Here is a 17,896-nt window from a genome sequence, read left to right on the forward strand (position 1 = left end):
ACCTCTCAAGCTCGACACTTTTCACTTTCGGATGAATCTTAATCATTGTAAGTTTATTCCTTGCTCATTTCTTACGGTAAAGGAAGACAGATGAACGTGAATATCAAGCCAATTTTTGGCAATTGGGATTTAGGATATGCAATGGATAAGCATATGATTAAAAGTACCTATTTGGGTGATAATGAATATGGACGGCCTCAGTTTCATAACGAACGTACTGAAGTTGGTGAGGCACTTTATCAGCTGAAATATCAGCATGACTGGAACCAAGTTGAACCACTCGCGCAGTGTCTTTTTGAAAAAGCACTCCCTCTTTTTAAGGGTATTCAGCTAATCATTCCGATGGCTGCCTCTAATCCAAGAGCCAGACAGCCAGTCACAGCAATTGCTGAAGTTCTTGCAAGTAAAATGGGATTTGGGATGAATTGTTTTGACGGATTAATCCTGAAAAAAGCCGGTGGTCCCTCTCTCAAAAATCTGAGCACCAGAGCAGAAAAACTTGAAGCTGTAGCGAATATGTTTTCATATCAAGATCTTATATCTTATGAAGGGACTTACAACGCACTTATCATTGATGACCTCTATCACACGGGTGTATCGATGGAGGCGGCGGTTGCGGCGCTTCGTGGATATAGTAAAATAGATATAATCTATGTCGCGGCCCTGACTTGGAAACCAGAATGAAAACCGTTTTTGTAGCTGGATCGATAACCATTAAAAAATTGGCCCCTCAAATCGTTGAGAGGTTGAAGAAAATCGTCGATAAGAATTTCAACGTTGTGGTCGGTGACGCAACAGGCGTTGACTCATCCGTGCAGCAGGAGTTGTTACAGTTGGGATGTCGTGCTGCTACGGTATTCAGTAGTTCTATAAGACCACGCAATAACCTCGGCTCGTGGCCCGTCAACGTTGTTCATACAGATCATACACCTGGCACGCGCGCATTTTTCACCGCAAAAGATATTAAAATGGCGGAAGCCGCTGATTATGGTCTCATGGTGTGGGATACCAAAAGCCCTGGCACATTAAGTAATGTTATTGAACTTTTATCCCGTAAAAAGTATTCAGTAGTATTTATTAATAAGTCTAAGGAGTTTATTGTTATCAAAGAACCAAAAGATGTAGACAAGTTGATAAGCTGTATGTCTGCTTCCGCACTCGAAAAAGTTGAAGAAAAAATAAAACTTTCCGAAAGATTGGCGCGACTAAAAAATGAGCAGATAGCACTTATTTAACTAAAAATGGACACTTTAATAATGGATAAAAAACAGCTTTAAGAGGCTATTTTAAAAGAAATACAAGCACTGATTGATATCCGCTCTCGCTATGAGACGGCGCGAGACGCATGCCTTAGCGAGTTGCAAAGAAATTGTGAACGTAGTGAGGAGAGCATGGCGCAGGAAGCCAGACGTGAAGAGTATCAGATTGAATTGCGTAATGCTGACCATTCAGCTAAATTAGCGTTAGATGCTCAGGAAATAATTGTCTCTGACCTGACTAAGTTGTATTCAACTTTTTAATGACAACCGTTTCCGAGCGATTTACCCCAGCAACCATGGGTATATGAGTATTTACGGATCATCCTGTCACGCGGCTTTTATTAATTGTATAAAATCCGTTCAATGCTCATCGCTTAAAGCATTAAGAAATTTCATTTTCTCCCCGATCTCTATCTTTTAACTGGATGAAATATCGCCAGTAAATAATTTGATATTGAAATGAATATTTATTGGATAAATGTCCCATTGTTTCTTTTGGGTATAAGCAAATGAGACAAACTATAGTAGTTAACTACTTGCACTTATTTAGCATCCTTAGTCGCTACTGCTGAGAATAAGTTATCTTGTTGCTTGAACTGCTAAGCTCTAACTTTCCCTACCAGCTACCTGAGTAGCCAGAATCCTTAAATATCAGTGATGTAGATCAGAAGGTCTTTAGTCGATAGAAGGTGGCTTTGCTGATACCTAACTTGTGTTGTACCACTGCTGGCGGTAAACCTTGCGCTAACAATTCTCGCACCTGTTCAACGGTTGCTTTTATAGGTCTGCCGCAATGTTTTCCTTCAGACTGAGCACGCTTGATACCTGCTGTTCTACGCTCTGCGATCAGATCTTTTTCCAGGCTGGCAAGCCCTGCCATCATAGTGAGCATCGCTTTACCAACTGGCGTTGACAGGTCGAACCCTTCACGCAAGCTGACAACTTTCACGCCTTTCGTCTGCAATTTTTCCACGGTGGAAAGAACGTCAATCGTGTTACGCCCCAGGCGGTCTATAGCAATCACAATCAGCGTATCGCCTTCTCGCACATAATTGAGTAGTTCACCAAACCCTGGACGCTCTTCCGCCTTGATTGCACCACTCACCGCTTCATCACTGAACCAGCGAATAACGCTATAACCAGCATCGGCTATCTGCTGCTTCTGGTTTTCAACGTTTTGGTCGCTGGTGGAAACTCGCACATATCCGATCACAGTTGTCATGATGTTCTCTAAGTCTCAAAAGGTAGTATCAAAATAATAGCTGTCCCAAAATTAAAGATCAATCTTTTGAGACAAAGCGAAGCTGCATTCTGTCGTTGCGTTGGTGTGGTCTTATAAGGAGAGACTTTCGACACTCAGGATTCAGAGTAGAGGCTGAATAAAATAGGAAGTGTTGTTTAACTTCATGAAAAGACAGGTGTGCTTAGCACAAGCCTCCAACAGTTTGATTGTTATTTCTGCTGATAACGGCACGGCGCAAGGCTTTAAGCAAGGTTATTGATAGTTTCAATTGTTACTATTTTTGTTGGTTTGGCAACTTCCCCCAGTATCAGCGGTGCTTCTTTACCTGCCAATTACCGCCGGATTAGATGTATGTTTGATGGTAATTATCTTAAGGTTATTGCATGGGGTGCTGCTGCAACACGTATCAGGCAGACGCAACGAGAAGCCACTGCAACACTCGCACAGTGTAAGAGATGAGATTTTCCAGGCACACCGGAAGGGCGCTAAAGTGGCTCAGTTGATGGAACGGTACGCAGTGAGCAGGGCGACGATCTACCGTTGGGTGAGGGTTGAGGGTTGAGGGTAGGCAATGATTACCCATGTACCCCGGCAATCAATGCCGCACTACCCCGGCAATGTTTACCTACCCACCCCGGCAATGATTGCCACCAATACTATGACCGATAACATAACTAATACTATATCTTTATACTCTTTTAGATCTTCTGGTCTTTGCGCTGACTTAGGTCAGGCTACGCCGCGCAAGAATGATCTTCTTCATTATTTCTTTTGCATTGTCCCTGCTCGGTACTCTCCGGGCAAGCTCACTGGTACGCCTTTTGGTGGCTCCCCGTTCGGCCCCGTACCGCTCAGGAACCAGCGTAAGCTACACTTCTGTACCTTCTGGACTCGTGCAAACTTCGTTTCTGACGTGAGTCAGGCACGAATGATATTATGCCGTAGGCATGAAGTACCATTGCGCTGTGCGCGGTATGTAACCATGCACCCAACCATCTAACGATGATTGACCACATGCTAACTCTACCTAACGACAATTAACCCTCCTACGTCCTGTTGTCCGTAGTCGTGCTCATTCTCGAAGGTAGAGCGGCTAAAGTTCACTGTTCACCTTGCTGCGGTTCCAGTTCACCAAGCCAACATATCCAATCATCTACACCCGTCCGATCTCACTACCGTTCAATCTTCTGAGTGCAGATTCTTGGTGTTGGTGTGGGATAAGTGCCAAAGGTGCGCCATACGTCACCAGAACGCACAGGAAGCCCGTAAAGCGATTTAAAGAGGGTGGGTGATGAAATGGTAGCCTGAAAGCGTCAGAACGTCGCATAGAGCGTTACAGGCTGTTTTTTTTGTGTTTCTTGTGGCTGTATCCTCTGACGGCAATTTCTACCATAAATTTCAGTCTACAGCAACCATTAACTTTTGGTATAAAGCACTTAATACGCTTGACTTTTTCGAAGTTGTTGAAAAATAGCTTGACAACAGGTGCGTCTTTAGTGTACCATGAGAAGTATAGTGATAAGCGTTATCATTTGAACCCCCATGTAACAACATTCCATCACGCATGAATTGCAGCCTCCACCAGGTCTTTGGTGCGGGGGCTTTTTTGCGTCTGGAGAAAACCAAACAGGAGCAAAAAACATGCGTTACTTCAACGTTGACCAAATCTACGCAGATTTGATTACAGGCCGAACAACACGAACACTTGTTTACAGTTTACTTGTCCGAGCACGTAAGCGCGAACAGCCCGGCAGAGTGGAGATGTTTGAAGAAGCGATCCGACGCTTTGACGAATGGCGAGCAACGCCAAACTTCACACCCGTGACCAACTAACCCAGAAGAAGGAACAGATAATGAAGATCAACTTTGACTCAACAACTTTCCAATCTTTATTACACCGTGCCAACGCAGAAGGGAAATCGATCCCGAAATTGGTAAACGAACTATTAACCGCCGTCCTTACTAAAGAGGAAACAAATGACAAAACAGAAATCAACACCCGCAGTTAAAACCATTGAAGAAGCAAAAGCGCTATGCCGCCGTGCCAAAGGTAAACAAAGTTACGTAGCCACGGAAATCTGGCTGACAAAATTTAGATATTGGTATTCGCCATCTGGGAAAAGATATAAAGCCACCGCCTCAGCGATAGCAATTTATAGCTTTATCGCAGGACTTAACGAGCAAGGTAAAGAATGCTACGCCAACCAAGATACATTAGGCAAAGTTGGCAGGGTGGAGGCCCGACAGGCACGAAACATTATCAGGATGTTTGAAGATTTGGGAGTTGTCCACGTCGAGGACAGGAAAGGGCAAACGAGCATTTACACTGCATTTCCTTTCACCGATGCTCACATTACCCCACCAGAAGCATTAACAGAGCAGCCGCCTGTAGCAGTGTCTGACGAAGTGCCAGCCCCTGAGCCAGTTAAGGCCGCAGAGGAACAGTCAATTCCTGATTGGGATGATATTCCTTGTGTCTGGGATGACTTTGATTATCAATCGGCACCAACGATGCCCATTCAGCAGGACAGGCCAGAGTTTCCCTGGGGCGGTGTAGCTATTTGCAAACCGAATGGACAACCACCAGATGCCGCTGTGGAATGGGCGCTAACAGAGACAATGGGTGATGAGAAAACAGCCTACCAACTAATTTCCAGAGTGGTTTCTGAACGTACTGGAAGAACAGAAGTCTTTACTCCGCAAACGGAAGAAGATTTTGATTCAATACCATTTTAACCAGGAGGATTATGATTACCCAGCTCTACATCTTCTTATTCTTTCGCGCTGTTTGGTACATTGCTACCCGCATCCAGAAAAGAAATAAACGAACACTTAGGGATTACACTGACGAAACTCTTCAGTGACGTTTTCTACGCCGGGCGTTTTAAGAAGCACGCCATTAAGATGGATCACAAATTTGTTATCATGGCTGGCATATCCGGCAATTTGGCGACAAACATCTACAGGGACACGAACTGCCAACATGACTTCGGCATCGTCATTAAGCTGAATACCGATCAGGTAATCGAAATCCCAGGAGCGAATTCCGCCTAACTGGGTTTTATTGACTCTGGTTTTGACCTGCAACAGCGTGCCATCGCCTAATCTGACATCGGCGCTTTTATGGGAGTTTGGCAATAATTCACCACCATAAAGTTGCTTTACGAGATGTTCACCATAATCACCAGTGACATTACCACCTCGGGCAAAAATGCATTTGCAAGCAGCCACCGCTTCTTGATACTGCCGATATGCTTCACTTGCACTCATCCATCTAACCTCGTTAACTAAACGTAGATACCTATGATCTTGTTAATCACAGCTTCGAGGTATCAAGCCCAGCGGCTTTAAGCCGTTCGGTGAGATTCCTCATTTTGCTGAATTCAGTACCAAAACTGGCTTTAAGTCCCACACCCTCGCAAAACTCTTTAGCAGTGACGTTTTTCAGGTGGTCGGCGTATTTGATCATCTGGAGGTGCATTTCAACCGTTTGACCATTTCGCGGTGCGCTGTTGATGGCTTGCTTAATGTTCTCGTAGATCTGGGTTTCTGTCATTTGCATATCTCACTTATCAAGTTTAGATAAATAATATAAATTAGCTAATTTAGATAATCAAGGGGTTTTGTCATACAGATATGGGGTACAAACTGAGGTACAAGGTGGGGTACAGCGTGAAGAAGCGATAACCGGAAGGGTGGGCTTGCAAGAGCAAGCAACTTCCCCTAAGCTGGCAAAAAGTAAGCTAATTTGTACCAAATGACTCGGGGTGCCCTTCCATGTGAAGGCTGAGAAATACCCGTACCACCTGATCTGGATAATGCCAGCGTAGGGGTAACATTGATTGGTTTATTTCTTTGGTTTGCATCACTTACCTTATCAATCAAACAGTTATGGGATAAGGTGAGAGATCTGCTATGGGATCAAAATCTATTAAAAACACGCTTAACCGGAACGGAACCTTCTATTTCCAGTTTCGTGACTCGAACCAAAAACTTTTCAAAAAATCCCTGAAAACTGACAGTGCCAAACAGGCCGCCATATTCATGGCGCAACTCTCCGCATACATCCCGCTCGTGCAAACTGGCTCAATACCCGTTGAGGATTTTCGTTTGCGCGTTGACCAGGTTCTATCTGGCAACAGTGAGGTTGAAACCGCTCAGGCTGTCAGCATTAAAAATAACTCGCACAAACCAATAACCAGGGCTGAACTGGATGAGGTCCTACACAAATTCCTGACAGGCGACTATCAGGAGGCCCAGCGAATCCCTAATACAGCACCATTAGTCAGAAAAATAGCTGGTGAGCCAATCTCAGGTGCTGAGCAGGCAGCTACAGCCGGGAAGGTCAATGAGTTGTATATTAACGAGTACGTCAACGGCAGTGCGGGAACTAAACGCCTGATTGAATCTGTTCTAAATCTTCAGGGCAAAACCGCCGAACAGTTGCCATTTGAGATGGATTCGGCAGCGGTGGAAGTTGATATGCATCGGGCGATGTTACATAGAGCGTATCAGCAGTTTTATTCGGGTGATATCAACGGCTACCGACAGACGTTAGAGGCTCTGAAACCTACGGTTAAACCCGATTTGTTTGGTGATGTGCCAAATGGCGTAGGGGTGACGCTGGCGGATGCTTGGAGCGACTACAAACGCGATAAAGGGCAAAGCTGGACCGGGCCAATTAGCGCAGCAAATGAGCGTTTTATGGAGGTGATTTTCGCTGTGTTGGGCCATGACCGCGATGTTGCATTGATTACCAGACAAGACATTCAGATGGTTATGGGCGTGGTGTCTGGATTACCTAAGCGGGTAGTTCAGCCGTATCGTTCAATGACTATCCAGCAGATGATCGCGCTTGAAGATATCCCCGATGACCAGCTTTTAGGGATTGAGGCTATCCATAAGCATCTCAAACTCTACAAATCACTGTTTAAAACCTATCTGACCGACTCTAAAAACATTCTGGAAAAATCCCCAACAGATGGAATATCGGCTCCTCCATCAAATGCTCGTTTCGGTGCCTACACTCCGTCTGAAATGAGGAAATTTGTCTCATATGCTATTAACGAGGAAAAACGAGACTGGCTGAAATGGATTATATTGTTGCTTGCTTATAGTGGAGCGCGGCGGGCCGAGATCGCCAGACTGACAAAATCACAGATCCGCTTTGATGAGGATAGTAAAAGGCACTATTTGTTGATTGCTGAGGGCGGGCAGGGGAAAACCGAAAATGCTACACGGCAGGTTCCATTGCATCAGTATCTGATTGATTTGGGATTCCTGGACTACGTAAATAGCCAGTGGAAAGATCAGGTTTTCTCAGCGGTGGCAGGTAAAAACATGACCATGATCGGCAAGCTGGTTTCTGACATTCGCGATCAACTGGGCATATCTCACACAGATGACCACGGACAGCGGCGATTGTTGCATAGTTTCCGACATAGCGTGGTCACCACTGCGTTAGGTGGATGGGTGACAAACATCGCTCATCTACAACAGGTTATCGGCCATGAAAAAACAGGAACGGGGATAACCCGGCGTTACCTTCATACGTTCCCATTATCAAGCGTTTGTTACGTCATTGACGGCCTCAACTGGGGTTAACAGTTCATCCTCTATCAACGATTCAATAAAATCTCTCTGTTTGTCAGTAAGTTGCCAAGCATCTAATGGTGCTGGCTGCTTGCTCTCATGCTCATTTACAGCACCATCCATAGCAGTAGCCCCCATACAGCAACACTGAACATTAACACCAGTATCCATGCAGTTCGCCTCGACATTGAAATCTCTTTTAATAGGTATAATCGATCTGTACTATATTATTGATCGATAATAACGATCAATGTTTAGGTGTAGTCTTAGGGCGAAATATGGGGTTATGGTCTAAGAGGTGGGTTCTATGGTCGGTTTGTTTGCTGGTGTTGTGGTTGGTTGTAGGCTTCGTGATTAACCGGGCGTTCCATCGTGACGAGCTAAAAGAAGAAGAGAGCGACGACTGCCCGTATGAGTGATTAGCATCACTTGATTGATAGAAGAAAAAGTTTATCATTAGCGGAATTCATGAATGAGAGGGTAACGGATGATCCAGTGTGAGATGGATTACAACAAAGTGAGTGCTGACGGGAAAACCGTAAAGCTTCTCTGCTATGGCGTTGGCACTTTTGATGTTTTCTCTGGTGATAACCCAACAACTAACATTGCGGAATGTGCCTGGAAGAACAAGGCCGCATTGCCACCCGGCACTTATTGGATTGTTCCACGGCCCGTTGGCAGCTTCGCTAACCGTGTATTGAGCGCTATAAAGGACTGGAATAATGGCACTGACCATAGTGAATGGTTTGGCCTGTATAGCGATACTTCAATGAGTGATCATATGTTCGTTCATGGCGTCGATAGAGGCGGTTTCAGGCTTCATCCCCTGAGGCCCAATGGCGGGGGTGAATCATGGGGATGTATCACATTCCACCGTATTACTCAGTTTGAAGTATTGCGCCGGGCGCTGCTGTCTACCCAAATGATTAGGGTTAAAGCAGGGATTATGGCATACGGACGTGTAATAGTTAAAGGGAGAACGGACTATGACAACTGTCAAATCAAATAGCCGCTGGCGCTCTCTCCTGTTGTTTGTCTTGCTCTACCTTGTGTGTTTAGCTGTCGTCCTCCTTGTCCGTCCTGTCTGGGACATGATAGAGCAGCTTTCCTACCGGATTGATGATGTTTTGAATGCAACAGGCCTTGCTATGGCCGATGGAGAGTATGACCCAGCAGGACTTTGGGTAATATTGGGTGTTCCTCTCATTGTAGCGGCGGTGCTCTTCTTCCTGATACGGCGATTCCGTTAGTCCTCATCAGTGTCAAACGTCTTAGCAGCAGGACAGTCCCGGCTGGCTGGCACCTCAATGGTGCGGGTTATGCCGTGTCCGCTATAGACGCGATGAGCGGTTATTTTACCACCAATGGGCTTTATGACTTCTATTTTTTCAGTAAATGGAATATTATCGGAACAAGTTTACCCCTTCGAACGGTGGAAGATGAAAACTAAAAGAAAGAGTTTTGAGCAATTTCTATGGCATGATATAAATATTGATATTGAAGATGATGCTGAAAAACAAGAAGAATATCTTAAATCTGCATTGCCACTTGTTGGGCAAATAGTTATGTATTTCAATGCTCTGGAGAAAGAGTTAGATAAGTTTATTTACGAATGTATCAGTGACCGTTCAGACCAGTTAGGAATAATCATAGTTCATAACATGAATTACGCTTCGAAAGTAGAGCTATTCAAACGATATTCAGAACTATTTCATCTGAACTTTGGGGAATATGTTGATATGTTTGAAGCTCTTATTAAAGACCTCAAAGAGTGCGGAAGACTTCGAAATATCACTGTACATGCTGATTGGGATAGTACGGATGCAGAGGGATATACGTATTTAGGCATAAAAATTACCAATAATGGAATATCTCAGGAATATATTCAATTTGACTTAAATTCCTTGAATAATATTCTCGATCTAATTTTTAGTACGAGACATAAGCTAAGTGATTATTCGAAAATAAGAGAGGGCATTCTCTCTTCATATTAGTATTGCCATTTTTTTTTGACCCCAAATTATCTCATGCATTAACTATTGATCTGAATTAATTTTACTAAATGATAACGTGTGAAGCACACACAAGAAGAGTTAGAACTGCATGTGAAAAATGATTCTTGAAATATGATAAGCATTTGCAGCAAGATCGTGTTATTACATCAATAATCAATCGATGCATAAACATCCTCGATATCTTTATCCATAATCCCGCAATACGCCAGCGTCACCGCCTGCGAACTATGCCCGTACAACTTCGTTAGGGTAGGCAGACTAACGCCACGTTTCAGAGCGTGAAAACCTAGATTTTTTCGTGGTGTATGAGCCGCAATATGCAGGTTCAGGATATCGCCAGCCTCTTTAAACTTAGCACTGACCGTGACCCTTGAAATGGGTTTGCCCTTAGCTCGGTTCGAATCAACCTCAAACAGGTAAGTATGCTCAGGGTTATCAGCACGGCGGCGGGCGACCAACTCCAACGCCTTAGGCGTCAGCATGATTGAACGCGTTTTCCCTGTTTTCTGCTCCCTCAGGTTCAACATATTCCCCTCAATGCGATCAAAGTCGCTGTAACGCAGGCTAAGCGCATCGCTAACACGCGCGGCTGTCTGATTCAGGAATACCCACAAATCAGCATAGATAGTTGAGCTATTGTGCTTTGAAAGTAACCTTTCCACTTCTGCTATTTGTTCTTTGATTCTGACTGGTTCTACTCGTTTCATGTTAAATCCTCTATTTGTAAGTTAGCAGGATTATTGATCACAACATGATCATTTACAAGTGATTTATAACTTAATTAAGTGGCATTTACCCCCTATTTAATGGCTATTTATGTCTATTAAAGGTTTATTAGCAATAAGCATATGAATATTATTAATATCAATATCTTACGCTCAGTATGAGCATGAGTAGCTGTGAGCACTCCTCCTGAGGCCTTGCTACGCCTGGGTTTACCCAGATTGACCCATTCCCCAGAAAAAATATCTCAATGGGCGTCCCAGTCCCCTCATTTGCATATCGAAAATATCAGCTACTAGCTGGCCTGCATGTACCTTTACCCGCTCTAAGTCACCACCGCTTAGCAAGATACATAGCAAGCTAATAATCACGCCAATAATTTCAAAATATCAGGCCCCATGCGGGCTGCGAAGGTATGCATAAACCCTGCATAAACGATGCATAACACTCTATTTGAGAGGTAACGCGCCTCCAGCGACCATGAACAGGCGGTAGAATGCGGCTCTGCTATGTAACACTATTGCATTGTGTAAGTTAGGATTGATGTAGTTACATATGAAATGATTGCATATGAAATGATTTGAATTGCATCTATTTGCCGTTCAGAAATTTCAATTTTGAAAGATTTTGGCTTCTTTGAATATTCGAGAGAGGAAAGAGAAAAGTTTGTTTAGCAAATCTATATGGAAATCTGGATGTTTAGATAGCTAAATGAAAGTTTAATGTAATATGAATCTACTTTCAAAGTTAACATTTAAGTATAAAATGGATTTACGAAACTCTTGCTTGAGGTAAGTTAGATGAGCTTTTTTCACACATTAACAGAGCTTTTTAATTTAATTCCTGGATGGCTATCAGCATTTGTGAAAATTATCCTTAGTGCTTGGTTCGGTGCTCGGTTGGCTGGCATAAATACGATTAAAGGTATCAATGCACAGGCTAATTTAACCGAAAAAAAAGCTATTACAGAATCGCTGAAATTGCAACTATCAGTGCTTAAGGGGATCAAAGGTGAAGTTTCTATTCTTATTGGGTTATATAATAAGAGAATGAGAAAACATATAGATGCTATAGTGCCTGGTGAAATGTTACAAGTTACTTTTCCAATAGGTGAAGGGTATTTCACATTTTATGAACAGAATGCAAAAGAAATAGCCAAGCTTGATGACCATTCTCGTGATTCAATAATAAGCATATATACTTACGCAAGATCAATGATCCAGACTTACAAGTTTAATAATGAACTTCTAGAAGATCTTGAGAGTATTAGCTATACAATAAAAGAAAAAGGATTTGATGAGTTTTATAGGAAAGTATTAAATGCTAAAAAAGATGCTCTTCAGGAATATGCACAAAGTATTAAGTTGATTGATGAGGAACTTCGGGTGGCAATCGAAAAAGGATTTTTTACTATGGATAGTGAAATATTATGTATAAGCCACGAATTAAATAGTAAAGACAAGTAACATCATTCGTCATTTTGACCTATGGTATGACATAGGGTGTATTACGGTTGATACAGGTAACTTTATTGCCGTGGGTCAATTTGGCCTATGGTCTGATATGCTAATCCCTTTTTACCATAGGTCATTTTGACCTACAGATAACATTATAAGATATTACCATCGGTCATTATGACCTACGGTCTGACGTAAGAGATCCCTTCACCGTCGGTCATTTTGTCCCTGACCATAGGTCATTTTGTCCGTCACCGTCGGTCATTTTGACCTATTAATGAGAACAACTAATCAGAACAAAAGAATTAGATCAATATATATTTATTAATAATAAATCTATTAATTATATAAAGAGAAAACCATAGGTCATTCTGACCAACTAATCAGATCAAGATCTTTTCTTTTATTGTTTATTAGTAGTTAAATAGAAAAGAAAGATTACTTAGTCCTGTGAGCGACTTCGTCCTAGTCCGCTCACAGATATATTAGTGCCTCGCTGGACGAGTCCGTCCACCAGAGCACGGCACAATACTGATTAATGAATGACACAATCAAGATACAACCTTTACTTGTGCCATCCCTTAATCCTCTATTATGCAGGCTAACCTACGGTTCTCTCCGCGCTGCATAGGTGTAACAAGCCATCACCCAATGAACGATAAACCTATTCATTGTGCTATGCCTTTAACACTCATAAACCAATCGAGATTTATCTCGATTGGATTCGTGTCTATGTGTAAGATACTTTCTACGTCTCGCTATGCTAACACTCGTTATCAAATCGATAATACAAAAAACGTATTACCCCTTTGACTCGTGCTGGCTATTTCCTGGAGCGGAAGCGCAGGGGGCATATTCATGGTAAATACTTAGGTGACATCTAAACGGTGGCTTAACCAGAGCCTCTGTATTAAGTTGAATCACTATAGCTAATGCAGATGGATAGCTGCTTAATAAAGTCGCTTATAATGGCTCACAGGTGGTTTAAATTCGATATGTGGCTAATTAGGTACATTTTTATTGTAAATTATGTTGCCAGAATAGCTGTGGAGTGATATTCTTACGAGGATTTATATTTATTTATACAAATGTATTGACAATGACCCTATTTTACTGGTAATATAACTACAGAGGGAATAAAACTCTATAAAATAACCTATTAATCCATATATACAGGAGGCTTTATTACAACAAGATCACCACTATTTGATACGCAGCGCGATTTCCTAAACGATTTGAACAACGGTACATTCACCAGAGCACGCTTGCAATCTCACATCAGCAGATATCCCGACTCTCCCGCTAATTCCAAAATCCGAGATGCATTAAACATCCACGCGATTCTTATTGCGGCTTCCGTGTACCTGGAAGGGAAGGGGTCAGGAAATGAACTTAATCAAGAGGAATAAAAATGAATATCCGATTTGAACCAGAAATATTTGGAAAGCTGCTCAAGAGAGCGAATGCGGAAGATACCAACATTCCCGCATTAACAAATAAGATCCTAAGGGAATACTTCAGCAATCTCAGCAAAGAGGAAAACAATGGCAGAAAAGAACAACCCGTTAGAAGTTGATATTTTTTATAAGTTACCAAAGATACTCTTCAATCATAACACAATAATCAATACCCAAACTGGTGAGGTTGTCGAGCTAAATGTTAGCGACATTGTGTTATATAGCTATATGTTGGATCAATACACCTCATATAAAAAATCAGGTAATGACTTTTTTGAAAGTACCCAGAGCATTGCTGATAAATGCAGCCATCTTTCAGATAAAACTATCAGGCGTTCCTTGGTCAGATTGAAATCGGCGGGACTGATTGAGGTAGGAAAAAAGTCAACTTCGGGCCAGTGGGCCAGCAACCTATATACTGTCTACTCCGTGGATGAACTATTGCGAACCGGGCATATTGCACTGCCTGAAGCTGTTGAGCCTGAAGAGGCTGAAGTTATATCACCGGAGCCAGTAGTCATCACGGCAGAGCCAGCAGCGATGCCAACACCTGAAGAGGGGCTGAGCCAATATTTCCTGAAGTATTTTGCTGCCGGACAACTATCGAAATGCCTCGATTTCACTGCTGCAATGACAGAGTTTAAAAAATTAATTGATGCTGAACGGGGAACATCGGTAAATATCCCCCTGGGATTCACAGAACATTTAATATTAAATCATCCCCACGTTTATGACAGTTGGGGTATACCATTTTAACCATTGGAGGTTTATTGAATAATGACCCATTCGCACAGACGCTAATCATCACAGAAAAAATTGCAATAGCCTGGGGAATACCCACTGATGCAGAAAAAGAATTCACAAAATTATTGGATGTTATCTACCTCTTGGTTAGACGAGGTAAGCCAGCAGATAAAATTATTTCTACATTTATTTAAATTGGAGGTCTTATATCATACGTATCACAATCAAATCTGGAAAACGCAGCATTATTGAATATCCCCGCTATTAAACGCAAACCCAGAAGAAAAACTAAAACTAAAAAATCGTCTTATCAGATGGTAATCGAGTTTCTCCCGCCGCCACCGCTTAGCGAAGAAGAAAGAAAAATAATGCAGGAGATTGAAGCCAGTGGGGCAGCTAAATATCAACCCCGCTCAATCTGGCATACGCGCTGGACGGGACAGCCGGGAAGCTGGGAGGGGATTTTCCCAAATCTCATTGAATATGAAGGCTGGCTGGAGGCGAACCGGCTGGAGAACGAATTTTATGCCGGTTATGATGCTGATATTCTGGATGTAATGGCAGGTGGCGGAAGCATTGAATAACAATATGGAGAATAAAATGAATAATGAACAAAATTTAAATGCGCTTAATGAAATGTTGAATACTGTTGAGCCGATTGTAACAGATTTGATTGAAAAGGATTATGCCGACCTTGGTACATACAGGAGCAATCACTGTTGGGCAACATCTCGGTTTCTCGAATATCAGTTTCCTGATGACCGGGAATTTACCTTGTATTTAATTGAGGCCGACTACAATGCATATGCCCGTTGGGCTGCTATCAGTAATGTTTTATTCAGCATTGAAAACTGTCTGGTGCAGGTTGATGCGCATCAGGAGCGGTTGCAGGCGGTGGCATGGCGCTCTATGCAGGGTGACAAGTCGAAGGCTCACTAATGCATAAATATGCATTTGGTGTGAATATATATTGATAATTACACAGATTTGTGCCATAATAGAACTATAGGGTAAGAAGCGACCTTATATATTCATTGAGAGGTGGGATTTAAATGTTTATCCACCATTTTGAAACGGGGTGATGCCCGAAAATATTTGCCTATTTCCTGCTCCAAAAAAGGGTCTGCTTATCGGCATTTGCAAGCCCTCTTTATTTAGTTATTTCCATAATAATCAATCTGGGTCGGCATTTGCTGGCCCATTTTTTTATGCATCAAAAAGAATGATAATATGAAAGATAAAATTTCAATCACCTTGTATACTTCAGACCTTGAAGTTACAAATCAGTTATATTTGTTAGCCAAACAGGCTGGCATTGAATCACAAATAAATATTCCCGAAGAAGAAAAATCTTCTTTGAAAAAAGCGCATTCCCGCATAAAAGAAATTGCGGATGAATTAAATAATGATGAGGATGAAGATTTAAATTCTATCCTGTCAAAAACAATTAAAAAAGGAAATCATAAAAAATGAACCTTGGACAACCCTACACAAGCTTTAAAACCGATGCTGATGTAATTGCATTCAGTGCAAGCGACACTTTCGCTATTAAAAAAGTCACCTTATCTAACGTTGCTATCGACCTGGTTCCAGGTACAGTAATTGCGGCGGATGGTTCAAAACTATCTGATGGCACCGATTCAGAATTTATTATTTCACTGGATTATGTAGACGCAGGGGTTAATAAAACTTTCCGCGCCGTTGACCGGATGGTTATTGTTAATCCAGATGGTCTGGTATTTGATAATGCAAACCGTGATGCTGTCATTGCGATGATTACCGCTGATGGAAATATCCGTGTAACTACTCAGACGCACCTGTCAATTCCTACTACCTGATTATAATAATAAAAGGATGTTTTTATGCCTATTACTTCATTGGATTCATTCCAAAATGCGGATTTAACTTCAACTTTTGTTGATGTATTTAAACCAAAAAATCTACTATTACAGGAATTGAATTTTTTTAGCTCAGTTCCATCTGCAAGCCGATTTGCGACTGTTGATTATTATGTTGATGAAAGCACCGATGTACTATTACAGGCCGATAATCAGCGTTTCGGGACCGACACGAACACAGTTAATCTCCGTAAAACCAGCACTGTTAGCCTTGAGGTGCCTTTCACCGAGAATACAGTAACCCTAGGCCCTAAAGATTGGCAGGACCTGCGCGAATTCGGTGGGATTCTGGAAAAATCTTTAGAGCACGTTGTTGCTGAGGCGCTCGAATTGCAGGCTGAAGCTCGTGACCAGTGGGTTGAACACAAACTGACCCAGGCGCTTGTAAGCGCTACTCAGACGGCGGAGGATACAGCAAATCCAAATATCAATTATCAAAGTATGTTTGGTTCTGATTATCAGGTATCCGCCCTGGATTTAGCAGCGGCAACCGATGTGCCACTATGGATTACCAAAACTCAGGCTGCTGTTCGCCGTAAAGCATCTGGTCTGCCAGTTGATAAGATTTTTGTATTCTGTGCTCCTGAGGCCTATTACGCCGTATTGAGCCATCAGAGCATCAAAGACATGATGAAATATACCGTGGACCCGTTCAACAGTAACAATTTCCTGACCAATTTCGCTACCTACGGCGGGCTTGATACTGTTCAGGCTTTCACGTTCAATAACATGGTATTTGTATTAGTTGAAGATCGCTTTTATGGAATGCTTGGTGAAGATGAAATGCTTATCGCACCTCGTTTTGTCGATGGTCCTCGCAACCCTCTGAAGAAAATATATACTCGTGCGAGCCGCGACGGTGTTATTGCTCAGCAGGGAGCACAGGAAAGTTATGCATATTCTTATTTAACTGAGCGTCGTCATATTTCCCTGTATACCGAGACATCTGCACTTGCTGTTAATATGTTGCCAAGTCTTTATACGAAAGTAACTGCCACGGTCTAATATTATCAAAGTCATATTGCTAATGACTCTTTGCATATTATCAATGAGTTTATTCGTTGGGGCGGGAGTCTATCTCCCATTTCATATTATTGCAATATGGTTTATGGAGAAAAATAATGAAAATTACATTTGAGACCAGCGGGAAAACTGTTACCTGGAACTTAGATGGTGATGATGAAGAAGTCCTAAAGCAAGTTTTAAATATTACTGGCTGTGCCAGAGTATTTAATGTGAGTAGGGATGTTATCGCACATCGAGTTTACCGAAAGAAAATGCCAGTGCTATTGGCACTTGCTACCGAAGAATCTGAACAAGATTAAAAATTAAAATAAACAGCCCTGCCCGCATCAAGTTGGCGGGGCTTTTTTATGCCCATAGGGCAGGGAGAAATAAATAATGAGTACAAAGGTAGTTGCTGCAACTCTCACGAACAGGGTCATATATGAGACTAATAGAGCCAGCCTAAAGAGAGTACGTGCTGAACTTAAAAACCTAAAGAAACA

23 protein-coding genes and 1 riboswitch are annotated in these 17,896 nt (G+C 42.3%); of the genes, 19 read left to right on the forward strand and 4 right to left on the reverse strand.

The window, feature by feature from the left end; genetic code table 11:
* Positions 1-90 precede the first annotated feature (90 nt).
* The 3 genes from NG99_RS01175 (at position 91) to NG99_RS30180 (ending at position 1,520) form a co-directional block, all read left to right on the forward strand.
* A complete protein-coding gene (locus NG99_RS01175; protein ID WP_034887532.1) occupies positions 91-684 on the forward strand; it encodes a phosphoribosyltransferase in 594 nt (197 codons plus the stop codon).
* Positions 681-1,235, forward strand: a complete 555-nt coding sequence (locus NG99_RS01180; RefSeq protein ID WP_034887534.1) for a hypothetical protein — start codon at positions 681-683, stop codon at positions 1,233-1,235. The genes NG99_RS01175 and NG99_RS01180 overlap by 4 nt, the downstream gene beginning before the upstream one ends.
* 156 nt (positions 1,236-1,391) lie before the next feature.
* Positions 1,392-1,520: a hypothetical protein gene (locus NG99_RS30180; RefSeq protein WP_269745662.1), complete on the forward strand. Its 129-nt coding sequence runs from the start codon at positions 1,392-1,394 to the stop codon at positions 1,518-1,520.
* Between the two features lie 403 nt (positions 1,521-1,923).
* Here the strand turns inward: NG99_RS30180 and NG99_RS01185 are convergent, their stop codons facing one another.
* Positions 1,924-2,481 carry a recombinase family protein gene (locus tag NG99_RS01185; protein ID WP_034887536.1) on the reverse strand — a complete coding sequence of 186 codons (558 nt, stop codon included), beginning with the start codon at positions 2,479-2,481 and terminating at the stop codon, positions 1,924-1,926.
* A gap of 1,662 nt (positions 2,482-4,143) precedes the next feature.
* On the opposite strand from NG99_RS01185, the gene NG99_RS27845 reads away from it, so the two are divergent.
* Genes NG99_RS27845 through NG99_RS01200 form a run of 3 tightly spaced genes read left to right on the forward strand, consistent with a single transcriptional unit; the run spans position 4,144 to position 5,238 of the window.
* Positions 4,144-4,335, forward strand: coding sequence for a hypothetical protein (locus tag NG99_RS27845; RefSeq protein ID WP_232298144.1), 192 nt, complete (start codon positions 4,144-4,146; stop codon positions 4,333-4,335).
* Positions 4,336-4,355: 20 nt separating this feature from the next.
* A complete protein-coding gene (locus tag NG99_RS29630; RefSeq protein ID WP_198138713.1) occupies positions 4,356-4,511 on the forward strand; it encodes a hypothetical protein in 156 nt (51 codons plus the stop codon).
* Positions 4,480-5,238, forward strand: a complete 759-nt coding sequence (locus NG99_RS01200; protein WP_034887542.1) for a hypothetical protein — start codon at positions 4,480-4,482, stop codon at positions 5,236-5,238. The genes NG99_RS29630 and NG99_RS01200 overlap by 32 nt, the downstream gene beginning before the upstream one ends.
* Before the next feature lie 96 nt (positions 5,239-5,334).
* Here NG99_RS01200 and NG99_RS01205 read toward each other — a convergent pair whose 3' ends face one another.
* Together NG99_RS01205 and NG99_RS01210 are read right to left on the reverse strand one after the other, a co-directional pair.
* The gene (locus tag NG99_RS01205; protein ID WP_034887543.1) at positions 5,335-5,772 is read right to left on the reverse strand and encodes a DUF6998 domain-containing protein; all 438 of its coding nucleotides are present in this window, start codon (positions 5,770-5,772) and stop codon (positions 5,335-5,337) included.
* 46 nt (positions 5,773-5,818) lie between these two features.
* Positions 5,819-6,058 (reverse strand): HTH-like domain-containing protein, encoded by a 240-nt coding sequence (locus tag NG99_RS01210; protein WP_001318412.1) that lies wholly within the window; start codon positions 6,056-6,058, stop codon positions 5,819-5,821.
* A gap of 197 nt (positions 6,059-6,255) precedes the next feature.
* A riboswitch (TPP riboswitch) is annotated at positions 6,256-6,350 on the forward strand.
* 67 nt (positions 6,351-6,417) lie between these two features.
* On the opposite strand from NG99_RS01210, the gene NG99_RS27400 reads away from it, so the two are divergent.
* The 4 genes from NG99_RS27400 (at position 6,418) to NG99_RS01230 (ending at position 10,088) form a co-directional block, all read left to right on the forward strand.
* The gene (locus tag NG99_RS27400; RefSeq protein WP_052130503.1) at positions 6,418-8,106 is read left to right on the forward strand and encodes a tyrosine-type recombinase/integrase; all 1,689 of its coding nucleotides are present in this window, start codon (positions 6,418-6,420) and stop codon (positions 8,104-8,106) included.
* 490 nt (positions 8,107-8,596) lie between these two features.
* Positions 8,597-9,103 (forward strand): DUF2778 domain-containing protein, encoded by a 507-nt coding sequence (locus NG99_RS01220; protein ID WP_232298145.1) that lies wholly within the window; start codon positions 8,597-8,599, stop codon positions 9,101-9,103.
* On the forward strand, positions 9,081-9,344 hold the full coding sequence (locus NG99_RS01225; protein ID WP_052130504.1) for a hypothetical protein: 264 nt from the start codon (positions 9,081-9,083) through the stop codon (positions 9,342-9,344). Before NG99_RS01220 ends, NG99_RS01225 begins: the two co-directional genes overlap by 23 nt.
* A gap of 189 nt (positions 9,345-9,533) precedes the next feature.
* On the forward strand, positions 9,534-10,088 hold the full coding sequence (locus NG99_RS01230; protein ID WP_034887547.1) for a hypothetical protein: 555 nt from the start codon (positions 9,534-9,536) through the stop codon (positions 10,086-10,088).
* A 167-nt stretch (positions 10,089-10,255) separates the two neighbouring features.
* On the opposite strand, the gene NG99_RS01235 is transcribed toward NG99_RS01230, so the two are convergent.
* The gene (locus NG99_RS01235; protein ID WP_034887549.1) at positions 10,256-10,816 is read right to left on the reverse strand and encodes a tyrosine-type recombinase/integrase; all 561 of its coding nucleotides are present in this window, start codon (positions 10,814-10,816) and stop codon (positions 10,256-10,258) included.
* An 816-nt stretch (positions 10,817-11,632) separates the two neighbouring features.
* Here NG99_RS01235 and NG99_RS27850 point away from each other — a divergent pair.
* From NG99_RS27850 to NG99_RS01275, 9 genes are all read left to right on the forward strand, one after another.
* Positions 11,633-12,298, forward strand: coding sequence for a hypothetical protein (locus NG99_RS27850; RefSeq protein ID WP_034887550.1), 666 nt, complete (start codon positions 11,633-11,635; stop codon positions 12,296-12,298).
* A gap of 1,402 nt (positions 12,299-13,700) precedes the next feature.
* Positions 13,701-13,865, forward strand: coding sequence for a hypothetical protein (locus NG99_RS29040; protein WP_157032524.1), 165 nt, complete (start codon positions 13,701-13,703; stop codon positions 13,863-13,865).
* On the forward strand, positions 13,834-14,502 hold the full coding sequence (locus NG99_RS01245; RefSeq protein ID WP_034887552.1) for a DUF6945 domain-containing protein: 669 nt from the start codon (positions 13,834-13,836) through the stop codon (positions 14,500-14,502). The genes NG99_RS29040 and NG99_RS01245 overlap by 32 nt, the downstream gene beginning before the upstream one ends.
* A 236-nt stretch (positions 14,503-14,738) precedes the next feature.
* Entirely contained in the window at positions 14,739-15,074 is a 336-nt protein-coding gene (locus NG99_RS01250) for a hypothetical protein (RefSeq protein ID WP_157032525.1), read from the forward strand.
* A 16-nt stretch (positions 15,075-15,090) separates the two neighbouring features.
* A complete protein-coding gene (locus tag NG99_RS01255; protein WP_034887555.1) occupies positions 15,091-15,429 on the forward strand; it encodes a hypothetical protein in 339 nt (112 codons plus the stop codon).
* A 291-nt stretch (positions 15,430-15,720) separates the two neighbouring features.
* Positions 15,721-15,963 carry a hypothetical protein gene (locus NG99_RS01260; RefSeq protein WP_034887557.1) on the forward strand — a complete coding sequence of 81 codons (243 nt, stop codon included), beginning with the start codon at positions 15,721-15,723 and terminating at the stop codon, positions 15,961-15,963.
* The gene (locus tag NG99_RS01265) at positions 15,960-16,328 is read left to right on the forward strand and encodes a hypothetical protein (protein ID WP_034887559.1); all 369 of its coding nucleotides are present in this window, start codon (positions 15,960-15,962) and stop codon (positions 16,326-16,328) included. Before NG99_RS01260 ends, NG99_RS01265 begins: the two co-directional genes overlap by 4 nt.
* Positions 16,329-16,352: 24 nt before the next feature.
* Complete coding sequence (locus NG99_RS01270; protein ID WP_034887561.1) at positions 16,353-17,393, forward strand: major capsid protein; 1,041 nt, start codon at positions 16,353-16,355, stop codon at positions 17,391-17,393.
* Positions 17,394-17,509: 116 nt separating this feature from the next.
* Entirely contained in the window at positions 17,510-17,713 is a 204-nt protein-coding gene (locus NG99_RS01275) for a hypothetical protein (protein WP_034887563.1), read from the forward strand.
* Positions 17,714-17,896 lie beyond the last annotated feature (183 nt).

The organism is Erwinia typographi (assembly GCF_000773975.1).
GTDB classification, from domain to species: domain Bacteria; phylum Pseudomonadota; class Gammaproteobacteria; order Enterobacterales; family Enterobacteriaceae; genus Erwinia; species Erwinia typographi.